Source organism: Streptomyces sp. NPDC001194, assembly GCF_042896985.1.
Lineage (GTDB): Bacteria > Actinomycetota > Actinomycetes > Streptomycetales > Streptomycetaceae > Streptomyces.
Window position 1 is genome coordinate 59127 of sequence record NZ_JBIAXU010000019.1, and the last position, 17839, is coordinate 76965.

General features: G+C 71.6%; 11 protein-coding genes. 9 read left to right on the forward strand and 2 right to left on the reverse strand.

What is annotated here, in order from left to right; all coding sequences use genetic code 11:
- Positions 1–6 precede the first annotated feature (6 nt).
- Positions 7–1452 carry a M1 family metallopeptidase gene (locus ACFY1T_RS29165; protein WP_390790798.1) on the forward strand — a complete coding sequence of 482 codons (1446 nt, stop codon included), beginning with the start codon at positions 7–9 and terminating at the stop codon, positions 1450–1452.
- A gap of 168 nt (positions 1453–1620) precedes the next feature.
- Positions 1621–3126: a GTPase HflX gene (hflX, locus tag ACFY1T_RS29170; protein WP_030859634.1), complete on the forward strand. Its 1506-nt coding sequence runs from the start codon at positions 1621–1623 to the stop codon at positions 3124–3126.
- Positions 3127–3221: 95 nt separating this feature from the next.
- Here hflX and ACFY1T_RS29175 read toward each other — a convergent pair whose 3' ends face one another.
- On the reverse strand, positions 3222–4400 hold the full coding sequence (locus ACFY1T_RS29175; RefSeq protein WP_390790799.1) for a hypothetical protein: 1179 nt from the start codon (positions 4398–4400) through the stop codon (positions 3222–3224).
- Between the two features lie 395 nt (positions 4401–4795).
- Between ACFY1T_RS29175 and ACFY1T_RS29180 the strand changes: the two genes are divergently transcribed.
- The 5 genes from ACFY1T_RS29180 (at position 4796) to ACFY1T_RS29200 (ending at position 12774) form a co-directional block, all read left to right on the forward strand.
- Positions 4796–6100, forward strand: coding sequence for a diaminobutyrate--2-oxoglutarate transaminase family protein (locus ACFY1T_RS29180; protein WP_390790800.1), 1305 nt, complete (start codon positions 4796–4798; stop codon positions 6098–6100).
- Between the two features lie 16 nt (positions 6101–6116).
- Positions 6117–8009 carry an IucA/IucC family protein gene (locus ACFY1T_RS29185; RefSeq protein ID WP_390790801.1) on the forward strand — a complete coding sequence of 631 codons (1893 nt, stop codon included), beginning with the start codon at positions 6117–6119 and terminating at the stop codon, positions 8007–8009.
- A gap of 6 nt (positions 8010–8015) precedes the next feature.
- Positions 8016–8789, forward strand: a complete 774-nt coding sequence (locus ACFY1T_RS29190; RefSeq protein WP_390790802.1) for a GNAT family N-acetyltransferase — start codon at positions 8016–8018, stop codon at positions 8787–8789.
- An 81-nt stretch (positions 8790–8870) separates the two neighbouring features.
- A complete protein-coding gene (locus ACFY1T_RS29195) occupies positions 8871–10751 on the forward strand; it encodes an IucA/IucC family protein (RefSeq protein WP_390790803.1) in 1881 nt (626 codons plus the stop codon).
- Positions 10752–10803: 52 nt separating this feature from the next.
- Positions 10804–12774 (forward strand): ATP-dependent DNA helicase, encoded by a 1971-nt coding sequence (locus tag ACFY1T_RS29200; protein ID WP_030859622.1) that lies wholly within the window; start codon positions 10804–10806, stop codon positions 12772–12774.
- Positions 12775–12939: 165 nt separating this feature from the next.
- Here ACFY1T_RS29200 and lexA read toward each other — a convergent pair whose 3' ends face one another.
- Entirely contained in the window at positions 12940–13731 is a 792-nt protein-coding gene (lexA, locus tag ACFY1T_RS29205) for a transcriptional repressor LexA (protein ID WP_030859621.1), read from the reverse strand.
- Between the two features lie 472 nt (positions 13732–14203).
- Between lexA and nrdR the strand changes: the two genes are divergently transcribed.
- Complete coding sequence (gene nrdR / locus ACFY1T_RS29210; RefSeq protein ID WP_030859618.1) at positions 14204–14716, forward strand: transcriptional regulator NrdR; 513 nt, start codon at positions 14204–14206, stop codon at positions 14714–14716.
- A 132-nt stretch (positions 14717–14848) separates the two neighbouring features.
- A complete protein-coding gene (locus ACFY1T_RS29215) occupies positions 14849–17737 on the forward strand; it encodes a vitamin B12-dependent ribonucleotide reductase (protein WP_390790804.1) in 2889 nt (962 codons plus the stop codon).
- The last annotated feature ends 102 nt before the right edge of the window (positions 17738–17839 follow it).

The following is a 17839-nucleotide window of genomic DNA, read 5'->3' on the forward strand; positions in this document are numbered from 1 at the left end:
TGGGGGATGCAGCTCTCCTCCCCGCGCCTGCGCGCCGCCCTGCTGGCCGCGGCCTCCCTCACCCTCGTCGCCGCCGTGCTGCCCCCGCCGAAGCCGCTGGGCATCGGCGACGTGCTGTTCCCGGAGCTCGGGAACCCCGGGTACGACGTCCTCTCGTACGACCTGTCCTTCACGTACAAGGACAACAAGAGCCCACTCGACGCGATCACCGTCATCGACGCCCGCGCGCTGGAGCCGCTGGAGCGGATCAACCTGGACTTCAGCCACGGCACGGTGGCCTCCGCCCGGGTCAACGGCGAGCCGGCGCACTTCGAGAGCGCCGGCGAGGACCTCGTGCTCACGCCGGCACGCCCGGTCACGGAGAACGTGCCGCTCCACATCGAGATCCGGCACACCAGCGATCCGCGCGGCATCGCCGACGGAGGCTGGCTGCCCACCGAGGACGGCCTGGCCATGGCCAACCAGGCCGACGCCGCCCACCGGGTCTTCCCGTGCAACGACCACCCCGCGGACAAGGCGTACTTCACCTTCCGGATCACCGCCCCGGCCGGCCTGACCGCCGTCGCCAACGGGGTGGCCGGCGCCCTCCCGGCCCGCCGGGCGGCGGGCGCGACCACCTGGACGTACCGGACCCTGCACCCCATGGCCACCGAGCTCGCGCAGGTCTCCATCGGCGAGTCGGCCGTGGTCGGGGCCACCGGTCCGCACGGGCTGCCGCTGCGCAGCGTGGTCCCGGCCGCTGACCGCAAGAGGCTGGAGCCCTGGCTGCGGAAGACCGCCGGGCACGTGCAGTGGATGGAGCAGCGCGTCGGCAGCTACCCGTTCGAGAACTACGGGGTGCTGATCGCCAAGGCGAAGACCGGGTTCGAGCTGGAGACCCAGACGCTCTCGCTCTTCGAGAACGGCCTGTTCTCCGGGGCGGGCTACCCCGCCTGGTACGTCGAGGCCGTGATGGTCCACGAGCTCGCCCACCAGTGGTTCGGCGACAGCGTCACCCCGCGGACCTGGTCCGACCTGTGGCTCAACGAGGGGCACGCCACCTGGTACGAGGCCCTGTACGCGGACGGCCTCGGCAAGTACTCCATGGAGCGGCGCATGCGCGAGGCGTACCAGCGCTCCGACCAGTGGCGGGCGGCGGGCGGGCCCCCGGCCGCGCCGAAGCCCCCGGCCGCCGGCGAGAAGGTCGGGCTGTTCCGGCCGGCGGTCTACGACGGGGCCGCGCTGATCCTGTACGCGCTGCGGCAGGAGATCGGGGAGAAGGCCTTCGACCGGGTCGAGCGGCGCTGGGTGGCGGAGAACAAGGACGCGACCGCCGGCACGGAGGACTTCGTACGCCTGGCCTCGGAGGTGGCCGGACGGGACCTCACGGCCTTCCTGAAGCCGTGGCTGTACGGGAAGACGACGCCGGCGATGCCCGGGCACCCGGAGTGGGGCGGCCCGAAAAGCGTGTGACCCCCGGGGAACGGGCATGTCACCATCGACAGGGCCGGTCGACGGAGCCGCACGCCGGGGGAATCTCCCGGCGACGTGACACGTTGGACGTGACAGAGTTAGGCCTCTCTCGCGCACGGCCAGGGCCGTGCGCGGCAGTGCCGCATTCGATATCGACGTAAGGATCCAATGACCTCCTCTTCTTCCCCTTCCCAGGACGCGCGGGACGCACGGGACGTGCCGGACTCGCAGAGCTTCACCGAGAGCCTTCGGGCCGACGCCCTGATGGAAGAGGACGTCGCCTGGAGCCACGAGGTCGACGGAGACCGGGACGGCGCGCAGTTCGAGCGCTCCGAGCGCGCGGCACTGCGCCGCGTGGCCGGCCTCTCCACCGAGCTCGAAGACGTCACCGAGGTCGAGTACCGGCAGCTGCGCCTGGAGCGCGTGGTGCTGGTGGGCGTGTGGACCTCCGGAACGGTGCAGGACGCCGAGAACTCCCTCGCGGAGCTCGCCGCCCTCGCCGAGACGGCGGGCGCCCTCGTACTCGACGGTGTGATCCAGCGCCGTGACAAGCCGGACCCGGCCACCTTCATCGGCTCGGGCAAGGCCCGCGAACTGCGCGACATCGTGATGGAGAGCGGAGCCGACACCGTCGTCTGCGACGGCGAGCTCAGCCCCGGCCAGCTCATCGCCCTCGAGGACGTCGTCAAGGTCAAGGTGGTCGACCGGACCGCCCTGATCCTCGACATCTTCGCCCAGCACGCCAAGTCCCGAGAGGGCAAGGCACAGGTCGCCCTCGCGCAGATGCAGTACATGCTGCCTCGACTGCGCGGCTGGGGTGCCTCGCTGTCCCGGCAGATGGGTGGCGGCGGCGGTGGCGGCATGGCCACCCGAGGCCCCGGTGAGACCAAGATCGAGACCGACCGGCGCCGGATCCGCGAGAAGATGGCGAAGATGCGCCGGGAGATCGCGGAGATGAAGACCGGCCGCGACATCAAGCGGCAGGAACGGCGCCGCAACAAGGTGCCCTCGGTCGCCATCGCCGGCTACACCAACGCGGGCAAGTCCTCGCTGCTCAACCGCCTCACGGGCGCGGGCGTGCTGGTGGAGAACGCACTGTTCGCCACCCTCGACCCGACCGTGCGCCGGGCCGAGACCCCCTCCGGCCGGATCTACACCCTGGCCGACACGGTCGGCTTCGTCCGGCACCTGCCCCACCACCTGGTCGAGGCGTTCCGCTCCACGATGGAGGAGGTCGGCGACTCCGACCTCATCCTGCACATCGTGGACGGCTCGCACCCGGCCCCGGAGGAGCAGCTGGCGGCGGTCCGCGAGGTCATCCGCGAGGTCGGCGCGGTCAACGTGCCCGAGATCGTGGTGATCAACAAGGCCGATGCCGCGGACCCGCTCGTACTGCAGCGGCTGCTGCGCATCGAGCGGCACTCCATCGCCGTCTCGGCGCGCACGGGGCAGGGCATCGCGGAGCTCCTCGCGCTGATCGACTCCGAGCTGCCGCGGCCCGAGGTCGAGGTCGAGGCGCTGGTGCCGTACACGCGCGGCTCGCTGGTCGCCCGGGCGCACGCCGAGGGCGAGGTGATCTCCGAGGAGCACACCCCGGAGGGCACCCTGCTGAAGGCGCGCGTCCACCAGGAGCTGGCGGCGGACCTGGCGCCGTACGTGCCGGCGAAGCAGTGAGCGACAGGCCGTAGCCGGCAAGCCGCGCACGAACGACGGAGGGCCCCCTGCGGTGCAGGGGGCCCTCCGTCGTTCGTGCGTGCGCCCGGGCAGGGCTACTTGAACTTGGAGCTCACCGCGTCGAAGATCCCCTTGGCTTCCGGGCCGAGCCGGGGTCCGGCCAGCCAGCCCGCCTTGGCGGGGCCGATCGAGGTGTTCGACACCAGCGCCGGCTTGCCGTCACTGCCGGCGGCCACCCAGCCGCCGCCGGAGGAGCCACCGGTCATCGTGCAGCCGATCCGGTACATCACCGGGGAGTTCGCGACCAGCGACAGCCGGCCCGGCTTGTCGGTGCACTGGAAGGCCTTCTGGCCGTCGAACGGAGCCGCCGCCGGGTAGCCGGTCGCCGTGATGCCCGCGACCTTCGACACCGCCGGGGCGTTGAACTCCACCGGGAGCGCCGCGCCGACGGTCTCCTCCAGCGACTTCCCGGTGCTCTTCTCCGGGGTCACGTGCAGTACCGCGAAGTCGTACGGGGCGCCCGCGCCACCGGTCGGGCCGCCGTTCGCGATCCACTGGTCCGAGGTCTGCGCCCAGTCGCTCCACCACACGCCGTACGGGGCCACCTGCTCGCGCGGGGCGCCCTTGAGCTGGGCGGCCGGCTTGCCCGCGTTGTTGTACGACGGGACGAAGGCGATGTTGCGGTACCAGCCGCCGGACTTGCCCGCGTGCACGCAGTGGCCGGCCGTCCAGACCATGTTGGACTTGCCCGGGTGGGCCGGGTCCTTCACCACGGTTGCCGAGCAGACCATGGAGCCCTCGGGGCCGTCGAAGAACACCTTGCCGGACACCGGAACACTGGTGTGGTACGGCGCGTTGGCGGCCTTGGCCTGCACCGGAGCCGGGGTCGGGTCGGTGACGCCCTGGTCCTTGCCGGCGTCCTGGTCGACGGCCGGGGGCTGCGGGGTCTTGTCGGCCTCACGCATCCGGTCCGGGTTCCACAGGTCCTCGATGATCGGGTTGACGTAGTCGCCCGCCTCGCGGAGCCAGTCCTCCTGCTTCCAGTTCTTCCACGCACCCCCCTTCCACTTGTCCAGGTCGAAGCCGTGCTCCTTGAGCCTCTCCTTGAGCTGGTCCGGGATCTTGACGGTCCCGTCGGCCTCGGTGGGGAGGCTCGCCGCCACGGTCGGCTTGGCGTCGCCGCCGGCCTCCCCGTCGCCGGGTCCGCAGGCCGCGGCGGTCATGGTGAGTGCCGCCGCGCACAGGATCGCGGTGACCGGTCGGTTCGGGCGCATGTCGTGAATCCCCCTGGTGATTCCGGATGTCAATCGCGGTGCAGTTGAGGTACTAGGGACACGCGGGGTGCGCGTCCCGAGTTCAGCACCCCACTATGCCGCTGCCGTTGGGGACGGCACAGCCCGGGGCCGCGGTTCCGGAAGCGGGGGACGCGGCGCGCCCGGGCACAACCGAAGCGAAGCCGCGGCGGACAAGGATCTTGCGGCCACCCGTGATCCGCCGCCGCCCCCGTCGTTGGTACGTACGGGGGACGGCGTTCATGTTCGAGGCGCAATCCGATGGAGCACTCCGTGCGGGAGGTCCGAGAGTCGTGGCTTTGACCGAGCAGGGCGCGGCTGCCGCGCAAGTGCCGCCGCAAGTACAGCCGCAGGTGCCGCCGCAGGGGAGCCGGGCAGTGGGGCCCGGCGCGGTGGAGGGCATCCTGCGCAGGCAGGCGATGCGGGAGTCCGCAGCCCGGACGTACGCCCGCTCGCTGCCCATCGTGCCGGTGCGCGCGCGGGGGCTGACCATCGAGGGCGCGGACGGGCGGCGCTACCTGGACTGCCTCTCCGGCGCCGGCACCCTCGCCCTGGGGCACAACCACCCCGTGGTGCTCGAAGCCGTACGGGACGTCCTGGACTCGGGGGCCCCGCTGCACGTCCTGGACCTCGCGACCCCGGTCAAGGACGCCTTCACCACGGAGCTGTTCGCCTGCCTCCCGCCGGAACTGGCCGCCGACGCCCGGATCCAGTTCTGCGGCCCCGCCGGCACCGACGCGGTCGAGGCCGCGCTCAAGCTGGTCCGGACCGCCACCGGGCGATCGGGACTGCTGGCCTTCACGGGGGCCTACCACGGGATGACCGCGGGGGCCCTCGGCGCCTCGGGGGGAGCGCCGGACGTACGGGTGACCCGGCTTCCCTTCCCCCAGGACTTCCGCTGCCCGTTCGGGGTCGGCGGCCCCGAGGGCGCGCGGCTCGGTGCCCGCTGGACCGAGAGCCTGCTGGACGACCCCAAGGGCGGGGTGCCGGCGCCCGCGGCGATGATCGTCGAGCCGGTGCAGGGGGAGGGCGGGGTTTTCCCGGCCCCCGACGCGTGGCTGCGCCGCATGCGCGACATCACACGGGCCCGGGACATCCCGCTGATCGCGGACGAGGTGCAGACGGGCGTGGGCCGCACCGGTGCCTTCTGGGGCGTCGACCATGCCGGGGTGGTGCCGGACGTGATGGTCCTGTCCAAGGCGATCGGCGGCAGCCTCCCGCTGGCGGTGATCGTCTACCGGTCGGGCCTGGACGTCTGGGCTCCGGGAGCCCATGCGGGCACCTTCCGGGGCAACCAATTGGCGATGGCGGCCGGGACGGCCACCTTGGCGTACGTACGGAAGAACCGTCTCGCCGAGCGCGCCGCGACCCTGGGTGAGCGGATGCTGACCGCGCTGCGCGGTCTGGCCTCCGCGCACCCCTGCATCGGGGAGGTCCGCGGCCGCGGACTCATGATCGGCATCGAACTCGTCGACCCGGAGACCGGGGCCGCGGCTCAGGCCCTCGCCGCGGCGGTCCGCCAGGAGTGCCTGAACCGCGGCCTGATCGTCGAACTCGGCGGCCGCGACTCCAGCGTCGTACGCCTGCTGCCCCCGCTGACCCTGACCGACGACCAGGCCGCGGCGGTCCTGGACCGCCTGTCGGACGCCATCCCGGCGGCCGCCTCCCGCCACCCCCACTGACCACAAGGACCCCGCCATGCCCGAAGCCACCCACCCCGCCACGACGCCGGTGAACTCCGCGGCCGCCCACTGGCCCGCACCCGGTTCCGGCGCTCCGAGCAGAGCCGGCGGCGTGCTGCGGCAGCTGGACGGACTGCCGCGGGCCGGGATCGGCGGCGGGTCCGGGGCGATGGCCGAGGTACTGGACCACCCGGATCCGGGAGTCGCCGCCGAAGGCGCCGCCGTGGAGAACCTGTTGAGGTGCTGGGTCCGGGAGAGCGGAACCCCGCACCCGGGCGCCGCTGCCGGGAGCAAGCTGCGCATCCCCCTGCCCGCATCGGGGACCGCCCTGCTCGTCGTCGTCCGGTACTGGTCCGCCACCGGCTGGCACCGCTTCGGCCCCGCCCGGCTCGAAGGCGCGCCCGCCTACGCCCCCTCCCTCGACGCCGTCACCCTCGCCTCGCTGCTCGCCCGCGAGGGCGACGCCCACGGCCGCGGTGGCGCCGACCTCGTCGGCCGGGTCGCCGACTCGGTGCGCCGCACAGCCGAGTTCATCGCCGACCGGCGCGAGCGGCCCACCCCTCCCGCACGCGTCGCCGGTGACCTCTTCCTCACCGCCGAACAGTCCCTCCTCCTGGGCCACCCCCTTCAGCCGGACCCGAAGAGCCGCGAAGGACTCTCCGAAGCCGAGGTCCGCCACTACTCACCCGAACTCCACGGCTCCTTCCCCCTGCACTGGCTCGCCGTCGCCCCTTCCGTCCTCGCCACCGACTCCGCCTGGACCGAACGCGGCCGCCCCGTCTCCGCCGCACGGCTCCTCGGCCGGCTCACCCCCGGACTCCCGCTGCCCGACGGCACGACCCCCCTTCCCCTGCACCCCTGGCAGGCCCGCGACCTGCTCCAGCGGCCCGCCGTCGCCGCCCTCCGCGACGCGGGACTCCTGCACGACCTGGGCCCCTTCGGCGAGCCCTGGCACCCCACCTCCTCCGTCCGCACCGTCCACCGCCCCGGCGCACCCGCGATGCTCAAGCTCTCCCTGGGCCTGCGCATCACCAACTCCCGCCGCGAGAACCTGCGCAAGGAACTCCACCGCGGCGTCGAGGTGCACCGGCTGCTCCGCACCGGCCTCGCGGAACAGTGGCAGGCGGCCCACCCCGGCTTCGACATCGTGCGCGACCCCGCCTGGATCGCCGTCGACGCCCCGGACGGCACCCCCGCCCCCGGACTCGACGCCGTGCTCCGGCACAACCCCTTCCGCTCCCACGACGACGCCGTCTGCATCGCCGCACTCACCTCGCCCCGCCCGTGGCCGGGCCGGACCACCATGCGTTCCCGGCTCGCCGAGACCGTCTCCCGGCTCGCCGCCGCCACCGGGCGCCCGACCGCCGCCGTCGCCGCCGAGTGGTTCCTGCGCTACCTCGACCACGTCGTCCTGCCGATCCTCGCCTTCGACGCGCTCGCCGGCATCGCCCTCGAAGCGCACCAGCAGAACACGCTGGTCCTCCTCGACCCGGCCGGCTGGCCGGTCGGCGGCCGCTACCGCGACAACCAGGGCTACTACTTCCGCGCCTCCCGCCGCGTGGAACTGGAGCGCCGGCTCCCCGGCATCGGCAGCGCCAGCGACACCTTCGTCTCCGACGCCGTCACCGACGAACGCTTCGCCTACTACCTCGGCATCAACAACGTGCTCGGCCTCATCGGCGCCTTCGGATCCCAGCAACTCGCCGACGAGCGCGTCCTGCTCGCCGCCTTCCGCCGGTTCCTCGGCAAGGCCTCCGGTCTCGGCCCGCTCCCCGCGCGACTGCTCGACTCACCCACCCTGAGGTGCAAGGCGAACCTGCTGACCCGCCTGGGCGGCCTCGACGAGCTCGTCGGCCCCGTGGACTCCCAGTCCGTCTACGTCACCATCGCCAACCCCCTTCACGATTGAGTGCCGATGCCCTCCACCGACACACCCACCTACGCGGCCACCTCGGCCTACGCGGCCACCTCCGCTTATGCGGCGACCTCCGCCTACGCGGCCACCTCCGCCTACGCGTCGACCGCCACTGCCACCGCCACCGTCGACTCCGCCACCACCGGCGCGCGCATCCCCGGCCGGCGGCTCACCGCCCGGGTGCTGCCGCTGCTCGCCGAGGCGGAACTGCTCGATTCCCCGGCCGGCTGGGGCGCCGCCGCCACCCCGGCCGGGTCCTTCCGCCTCGAACCCGTACGGCTCGGCCGCGACCTGGAGCTGCTGGCCGGCTGGATGAACGATCCCGAGGTGGCCACGTACTGGGAGCTCGCCGGTCCCGCCGCCGTCACCGCGGCCCACGTGCGGTCCCAGCTCGACGGAAACGGCCACAGCATCCCCTGCCTGGGCCTCCTCGACGGCACGCCGATGAGCTACTGGGAGATCTACCGGGCCGATCTCGACCCGCTCTCCCGCCACTACACCGCGCGCCCCCACGACACGGGTATCCACCTGCTCATCGGGGACGGCCCGAACCGCGGCCGCGGTCTGGGCACGGTCCTGCTGCGCGCCGTCGCCGACCTGGTGCTCGACAACCGCCCCCGCTGCACCCGCGTCATCGCCGAACCGGACATCCGCAACACCCCCTCCGTATCAGCCTTCCTCAACTCCGGATTCCGCTGTTCCGCGGAGATCGACCTCCCCGGGAAGCGGGCCGCACTGATGATCCGCGAGCGGGCCCTGCGCAATCTCATCTGATCCATCCGAGCCTCCCCGTCCACGCCTCACCCTTCGAAAACTCTGCGTCGCGCAGCAAAGTTCCCGATCCCGAGGAGTCCCGTGCCGAATTTCCCCGCCACCCCCGACTCCGCCGGCGCCCAGTTCACGGAAGCTTTCATTCCGTCATCACCCCAGCACCCCTGCACGCCGCCCGAACTCACCACCGCCACCTGGGAGTCCGCCGCCCGCCGGCTGCTCGCCAAGATGCTGGCCGAGTTCGCCTACGAGGAGATCATCAGCCCCCTCCAGGCCCCCGCACCGGCCACCGCCGCCGGTGACGCCTGGCAGCTGACCCTCGACGACGGCAGCAGCCTCGGCTTCCGGGCCCGCCGCCGCGCCTACGGCAGCTGGCACGTCGCCCCCGACACCATCGTGCTCACGCCGCCGCCCCCGTCCACGGAACCCCCGACCGCCTTCGGCGACCCGTACGCCTTCCTCCTGCGCACCCGGACCCTCCTCGGCCTCGACGGCTCCACCCTCGGCCACCTCGTCCGCGAGCTCAGCGCCACCCTCGCCGCCGACGCCCGCATCGACCACACCGCCCTCACCGCCGACGTCCTCGCCGATCTCGACCACTGCGAACTCGAAGGCCACCAGACCGGCCACCCCTGGCTCGTCCTCAACAAGGGCCGCATGGGACTGTCCGCCGCCGACACCGCCTCCTGGGCCCCCGAGGCCCGCACCCGCCAGCGACTGCCCTGGCTCGCCGTCCACACCTCCCTCGCGGCCTACCGCGGCACGGCCGGCCTGGAGGACCCGGCCCGCCTCTACGCCCAGGAGCTCGACCCCGTCACCCGCGCCGCCTTCGACCGGACCCTGCGCGCCCGCGGCCTCGACCCGATCGGCTACCTCTACCTCCCGGTCCACCCCTGGCAGTGGGACGAGGTCGTGCTCCCCCTCTTCGCCCCGGCCCTGGCCTCGGGCGCCCTGGTCCCGCTCCCCGCCGACCCCGACCTGCGCATCCCGCAGCAGTCGATCCGCACCTTCCTCAACCTCACCCGCCCCGACCGGCACAGCGTCAAACTGCCGCTCTCCGTCTTCAACACCCTCGTCTGGCGCGGCCTGCCCTCCGACCAGTCCGCCGCCGCCCCCGCCGTCACCGCATGGATCCGCTCGCTCCACGACGCGGACCCCTTCCTCCACGAGGAGTGCCGCGTGGTCCTCCTCGGCGAGGTCGCCTCGGTCACCGTGCGCCACCCCGTCTACGACGAGCTCCCCGAGGCCCCGTACCAGTACAGGGAGCTCCTCGGGGCGATCTGGCGCGAACCGCTGACCGGCCGCCTCGACCCCGGTGAGCGGGCCCGTACGCTCGCCTCGCTCCTCCACGTCGACCCGCGCGGCCGGTCCTTCACCGCCGAGCTCGTCGCCCGGTCAGGCCTCACCGCGGCCGCCTGGCTCCAGCGGCTCTTCTCCGCCCTGCTGCCCCCGCTGCTCCACTTCCTCTACCGCTACGGCACCGTCTTCTCCCCGCACGGCGAGAACACCACGGTGATCTTCGACGAGCGCGAGGTACCGGTCAGACTCGCCCTCAAGGACTTCGTGGGCGAGGTCAACATCTGCCGCGAGCCGCTGCCCGAGCTCGCCGCCGTTCCCGCCGAGGTGCGCGCCGCGCTGCGCGACAAGCCCGCGGACTTCCTGCCCCAGTACATCCACTCCGGTCTCTTCGTCGGCGTCTTCCGGTACCTCTCCGCCCTCTGCGAGGACCGCCTGGGTGTCCCGGAGCCGGAGTTCTGGTCGCTCGTACGGGCGGAGATCCTGCGGCACCAGGCGCGCTTCCCCGAGCTCAAGGAGCGCCACGAGCTCTTCGACCTGCTCGGGGAGCGGATCGGACGGCTCTGCCTGAACCGGAACCGGCTGTACGAGGACGGTTACCGCGACCGTCCCGACCGCCCGCACGCGGTGGAGTACGGCAGTGTGCCCAATCCCTTGTACCGGCCATGAATCACCGTCGTGGCGGTCACTGTCGGTGGCGCCCCGTAGGGTTGTCATTGCTATGACGAAGCCCTCCCTCCCCGACCTCCTGCACGCCGCCGTCTCCGCCGTCGGCGGCTCGGAGCGGCCCGGCCAGGTGGCCATGGCCGAAGCCGTCGCCGAAGCGATCGACGACAACACGCACCGGCTCATCCAGGCCGGCACCGGCACCGGAAAGTCCCTCGGCTACCTGGTGCCGGCCCTCGCGCACGGCGAGCGCGTGGTCGTGGCCACCGCCACCCTCGCCCTCCAGCGGCAGCTCGTCGAGCGCGACCTGCCCCGGACGGTGGACGCACTGCATCCGCAGCTGCGCCGCCGGCCGCAGTTCGCCATGCTCAAGGGCCGGTCCAACTACCTCTGCCTGCACCGGCTGCACGAAGGCGCGCCGCAGGACGAGGAGGAGGGCCTCTTCGACCAGTTCGAGGCCGCCGCCCCCACCAGCAAGCTGGGCCAGGACCTGCTGCGCCTGCGCGACTGGGCCGACGAGACGGAGACCGGCGACCGGGACGACCTGACGCCCGGCGTCTCCGACAAGGCCTGGGCGCAGATCTCCGTCTCCTCCCGGGAGTGCCTGGGCGCGACGAAGTGCGCCTACGGCGCCGAGTGCTTCGCCGAGGCCGCGCGCGAGCGGGCCAAGCTGGCCGACGTGGTCGTCACCAACCACGCGCTGCTCGCCATCGACGCCATCGAGGGCGCCCCGGTGCTGCCGCAGCACGAGGTGCTGATCGTGGACGAGGCGCACGAGCTGGTCTCCCGGGTGACCGGCGTCGCCACCGGTGAGCTCACCCCCGGCCAGGTCAACCGCGCCGTGAAGCGCGCGGCCAAGCTGGTCGACGAGAAGACGGCGGACTCGCTCCAGACGGCGTCCGAATCGTTCGAGCGGGTCATGGAGCTGGCCCTTCCGGGCCGGCTGGTGGAGGTCCCCGAGGACCTCGGCTACGCGCTGGCGGCCCTGCGGGACGCCGCGCGCAACGTCATCTCCGCCATGGGGGCGACCCGTGACAAGTCCGTCCACGACGAGGACGCCGTCCGCAAGCAGGCCCTGGCCGCGGTGGAGAGCGTCCACGGAGTGGCCGAGCGGATCCTGCTCGGCTCCGAGTACGACGTCGTCTGGTACGAGCGGCACGACCGCTTCGGGGCCACCCTGCGGGTCGCCCCGCTGTCGGTGTCCGGGCTGCTGCGCGAGAAGCTCTTCGAGGACCGCTCGGTGGTCCTGACCTCGGCGACCCTGAAGCTGGGCGGGGACTTCAACGGGGTCGCGGCCTCGCTGGGCCTGTCTCCCGAAGGGGTCGAGGCGGAGGACGCCCCGGTCTGGAAGGGCCTGGACGTGGGCTCGCCGTTCGACTACCCCAAGCAGGGCATCCTCTACGTCGCGAAGCACCTGGCCACGCCCGGCCGGGAGGGCACCCGGGGCGACATGATGGACGAGCTCGCCGAACTGATCGAGGCCGCCGGCGGCCGCACGCTCGGCCTGTTCTCCTCGATGCGGGGTGCCAAGGCGGCCGCCGAGGAGCTGCGCGGCCGGCTCGACAACCCGATCCTGCTCCAGGGCGAGGAGACGCTGGGTGAGCTGATCAAGGCGTTCGCGGCGGACCCGAAGACCTGCCTGTTCGGGACGCTGTCGCTCTGGCAGGGCGTGGACGTGCCCGGTCCGAGCTGTCAGCTCGTGGTGATGGACCGCATCCCGTTCCCGCGCCCGGACGATCCGCTGATGAGCGCCCGGCAGAAGTCGGTCGAGGAGCACGGGGGCAACGGCTTCATGGCCGTGGCGGCCACGCACGCCGCGCTGCTGATGGCCCAGGGTGCGGGCCGGCTCGTACGGGCCTCCGGCGATCGGGGTGTCGTCGCGGTCCTGGACCCCCGGCTGGCCACGGCCCGGTACGGGAGCTTCCTGCGGGCCACGTTGCCGGACTTCTGGTACACCACGGACCGCAACCAGGCCCGCCGCTCACTGGCCGCGATCGACGCGAAGGCCACGGCCGACGGCAAGTAGCCCGACGGCAAGCAGTCGGTCGACAAGCAGCCCGTCGGCAGGCGGTCCGCCGCCAAGTGGTCCGGAAGCAGTCCGAGAGGTCCCGCCGCTGGTCCCCGGAGGTACAAAAACAACCCCCGGGACCGGCGCAGTGGATCCCGGGGGCTGGCTAGGAAGCGGCGAGGGTCAGACTCGGCGCAGTACCGCGACGACCTTGCCGAGGATGGTCGCCTCGTCACCGGGGATCGGCTGGTAGGCGGCGTTGTGCGGGAGCAGCCAGACGTGCCCGTCCTCGCGCTTGAAGCGCTTGACCGTGGCCTCGCCGTCGAGCATCGCGGCCACGATGTCGCCGTTCTCCGCGACGGGCTGGCGGCGGACCGTGACCCAGTCCCCGTCACAGATGGCGGCCTCGATCATCGAGTCGCCGACGACCTTGAGGACGAAGAGCTCGCCGTCGCCGACGAGCTGGCGGGGGAGCGGGAACACGTCCTCCACCGACTCCTCGGCGAGGATCGGGCCGCCGGCCGCGATCCGGCCGACCAGGGGCACGTACGAGGCGGCGGGCTTGCCGGTGGTGTCCGTGGGCTGCGAGCTGGGCTGGTCGGAGCCGCGGACCTCGTACGCCCGGGGGCGGTGCGGGTCACGGCGCAGGAAGCCCTTGCGCTCCAGGGCCATCAGCTGGTGGGCCACCGACGACGTGCTGGACAGGCCGACCGCCTGGCCGATCTCCCGCATCGACGGCGGGTAGCCGCGCCGCTGCACCGAGTCGCGGATGACCTCGATGACCCTCCGCTGCCTGTCCGTGAGCCCGGAGCTGTCGGCGCGGATGCCTGGAGGTCGGCCGGGCAGCGAGCGCGCGGGGCGCGCGGGCTCCGGCTCCGGGTTCAGACTTGCGTCGTTCATGGGATGCACCGGCTCGAGTCGGCTCTGGGAGCGGTTCTGGGCAGTGATGGTGGCACTGTCTGCGGTGGTGGTCACGTCGGCGGCCCCTCTCGAAATGTTCTCCCTAGCTGGACAACGGTAGTTGCTTTCGAAAGGTTGCGCCAAACACACGTTCGAGTGAAAAATCGCGGATCGTCCAACCTGGGCACAACAAGGGGTGTATGGACGATCGGTCCGCCGAACGCGGGTTCGGTCCGGCGTCCGCTGTTTACGGTACCCTTCCCGCTCGGATCGCCACCTTCCGGTCCTGTGCCCAGTGTGGCACCGGGAAGGCCTCCGTCCGGGCATCGCGTGCGACGACACGCGGAACGAAGTAAATCCACCACAACCCAAGATCTAGTGGTTGGATGAGCGCTGCCGCCCAGAAGTTGTGGTCCCCGGTCCTCCGAGGCCCTCGGCATCGCATATGCTGGTGGCTGCTTCGCGAGCCCCCGACCGAGACCCGTCCCGGTCGCTCAGGGGCCCCGCGGGGTGATTCAGTCGTGCCAAGAGGGAGGGTGAGGGAACCATGCACTGCCCCTTCTGCAGGCACCCCGACAGCCGCGTCGTCGACAGCCGCACAACGGACGACGGCACGTCGATCCGCAGGCGCCGCCAGTGCCCCGACTGCTCCCGTCGTTTCACGACGGTGGAGACGGCCTCGCTGATGGTGATCAAGCGCAGCGGGGTGACCGAACCCTTCAGCCGTACCAAGGTCATCTCCGGCGTGCGCAAGGCGTGCCAGGGACGGCCGGTCACCGAGGACGCCCTCGCCAAGCTCGGCCAGCGGGTCGAGGAGGCGGTGCGCGCCACCGGGAGCGCCGAGCTGACCACCCACGACGTGGGTCTGGCCATACTCGGCCCGTTGCAGGAACTCGACCTGGTCGCATACCTGCGGTTCGCGTCCGTTTACAAGGCGTTCGACACGCTCGAAGACTTCGAGACCGCCATCGCGGAACTCCGCGTGCCGCGGCCTCACCCCCAAGAGTGCGAGCCCGGGGGGACCGTTCCGGTCCCCGTGCCCGCCTCCGCCGCCGACTGACCGGGCGGCCGCAGCGCAGCGCGGCCGCAGTCCGGGACAGCCAGGCGAGGAAACGTAGATACAAGACAGGCCGTGCCGCGGAATAACGCTGGCACTTTAGGGCGTTTTTGCCCGCATATGGGAGGAAGCGGCATGACAGAGACGGCGAGCGGCTCGGCACGAGGTTCCCGCGCCAAGGGGACCAAGACTGCCAAGGGCGGCCTTCGGATCGAGCGCATCCACACCACCCCCGGAGTGCACCCGTACGACGAGGTGAGCTGGGAGCGCCGTGACGTCGTCATGACCAACTGGCGTGACGGGTCGGTGAACTTCGAGCAGCGTGGCGTCGAGTTCCCCGACTTCTGGTCGGTCAATGCGGTCAACATCGTCACCAGCAAGTACTTCCGCGGCGCCGTCGGCACCCCGCAGCGCGAGACCGGTCTCAAGCAGCTCATCGACCGCATCGTGAAGACGTACACGAAGGCCGGCGAGGACTACGACTACTTCGCGTCCCCCGCCGACGCGGAGATCTTCGAGCACGAGCTGACCTACGCCCTCCTGCACCAGATCTTCAGCTTCAACTCCCCGGTGTGGTTCAACGTCGGCACGCCCCAGCCGCAGCAGGTCTCCGCCTGCTTCATCCTCGCCGTCGACGACTCCATGGAGTCGATCCTCGACTGGTACAAGGAAGAGGGCATGATCTTCAAGGGCGGCTCCGGCGCCGGCCTGAACCTCTCCCGCATCCGCTCCTCCAAGGAGCTCCTCTCCTCCGGCGGCAACGCCTCCGGTCCGGTCTCCTTCATGCGCGGCGCCGACGCGTCCGCCGGAACGATCAAGTCGGGCGGCGCCACCCGCCGCGCGGCCAAGATGGTCGTCCTGGACGTGGACCACCCGGACGTCGAGGACTTCATCGCCACCAAGGTGAAGGAAGAGGAGAAGATCCGCGCCCTGCGCGACGCGGGCTTCGACATGGACCTGGGCGGCGACGACATCACGTCCGTCCAGTACCAGAACGCCAACAACTCCGTCCGCGTGAACGACGAGTTCATGACGGCCGTCGAGAACGGCACCGAGTTCGGCCTGCGCGCCCGCATGACCGGCGAGGTCATCGAGAAGGTCGACGCCAAGGCGCTCTTCCGCAAGCTGGCCGAGGCCGCGTGGGCCTGCGCCGACCCGGGCATCCAGTACGACGGTGTGATCAACAACTGGCACACCTGCCCCGAGTCCGGCCGCATCACCGCGTCGAACCCGTGCAGCGAGTACATGCACCTGGACAACACGTCCTGCAACCTCGCCTCGCTGAACCTGATGAAGTTCCTGAACGACGACGGCAAGGGCGACCAGTCCTTCGACGCCGAGCGCTTCGCCAAGGTCGTCGAGCTCGTCATCACCGCGATGGACATCTCCATCTGCTTCGCGGACTTCCCGACGCAGAAGATCGGCGAGAACACCCGCGCCTTCCGCCAGCTGGGCATCGGCTACGCCAACCTCGGCGCCCTGCTGATGGCGACCGGCCACGCGTACGACTCGGACGGCGGCCGCACCCTCGCCGCGTCGATCACCTCGCTGATGACCGGCACCGCGTACAAGCGCTCCGCCGAGCTGGCCGCCATCGTCGGCCCGTACGACGGCTACGCCCGCAACGCCGAGGCGCACAAGCGCGTCATGAAGCAGCACGCCGACGCCAACGCCGTCGCGCCGCGCACCGACGACCTGGACAACTCGATCTGGGCCGCGGCCACCGAGGCCTGGCAGGACGTCCTGCGCCTCGGCGAGAAGAACGGCTTCCGCAACTCCCAGGCCTCCGTCCTCGCGCCGACCGGCACCATCGGTCTCGCGATGTCCTGCGACACCACCGGTGTCGAGCCGGACCTGGCCCTGGTCAAGTTCAAGAAGCTCGTCGGCGGCGGCTCGATGCAGATCGTCAACGGCACCGTCCCGCAGGCCCTGCGCCGCCTGGGCTACCAGGAGGAGCAGATCGAGGCGATCGTCGCCCACATCGCCGAGCACGGCGTGGTCGTCGACGCCCCCGGTCTGAAGACCGAGCACTACTCGGTCTTCGACTGTGCGATGGGCGAGCGTTCCATCTCCGCGATGGGCCACGTCCGCATGATGGCCGCGATCCAGCCCTGGATCTCCGGCGCGATCTCGAAGACGGTCAACATGCCGGAGACGGCGACCGTCGAGGAGATCGAGGAGATCTACTTCGAGGCGTGGAAGATGGGCGTCAAGGCGCTCGCGATCTACCGCGACAACTGCAAGGTCGGCCAGCCCCTCTCCGCGAAGAAGAAGGAAGAGGAGAAGGTGGAGGTCACCGCCAAGGCGGAGGACACCATCCGCGCGGCGGTCGAGAAGGTCATCGAGTACCGCCCCGTCCGCAAGCGACTCCCCAAGGGCCGCCCGGGCATCACCACCTCCTTCACCGTGGGTGGCGCCGAGGGCTACATGACCGCGAACTCCTACCCGGACGACGGCCTGGGCGAGGTCTTCCTGAAGATGTCCAAGCAGGGTTCGACCCTCGCGGGCATGATGGACGCCTTCTCGATCGCCGTCTCGGTCGGTCTGCAGTACGGCGTCCCGCTGGAGACGTACGTCTCGAAGTTCACGAACATGCGCTTCGAGCCGGCCGGCATGACGGACGACCCGGACGTGCGGATGGCGCAGTCGATCGTCGACTACATCTTCCGTCGCCTCGCGCTGGACTTCCTGCCCTTCGAGACCCGCTCCGCGCTCGGCATCCACACCGCCGAGGAGCGTCAGCGCCACCTGGACACCGGCTCGTACGAGCCGCTCGAGGAGGACCTCGACACGGAGTCCCTGGCCCAGTCCGCCCCGCTGGCCGCCGTCCCGACGGCGCCGAAGCCGGTCGCGGTCGTCGAGATCCAGGCCCCGAAGACGGCGCACTCCAACGCCGAACTGGTCGAGATGCAGCTCGGCGTCTCCGCCGACGCCCCGCTCTGCTTCTCGTGCGGTACGAAGATGCAGCGCGCCGGCTCCTGCTACATCTGCGAGGGCTGCGGCTCGACCAGCGGCTGCAGCTGACCCCGGGCGCGGTCGCGTCGGATGCGGCATCCGCCGTAGGCCGTGCGCGTGGCTGACCGGCAGCTCACGGAGGGGACCGACCACGGGTCGGTCCCCTTCGCC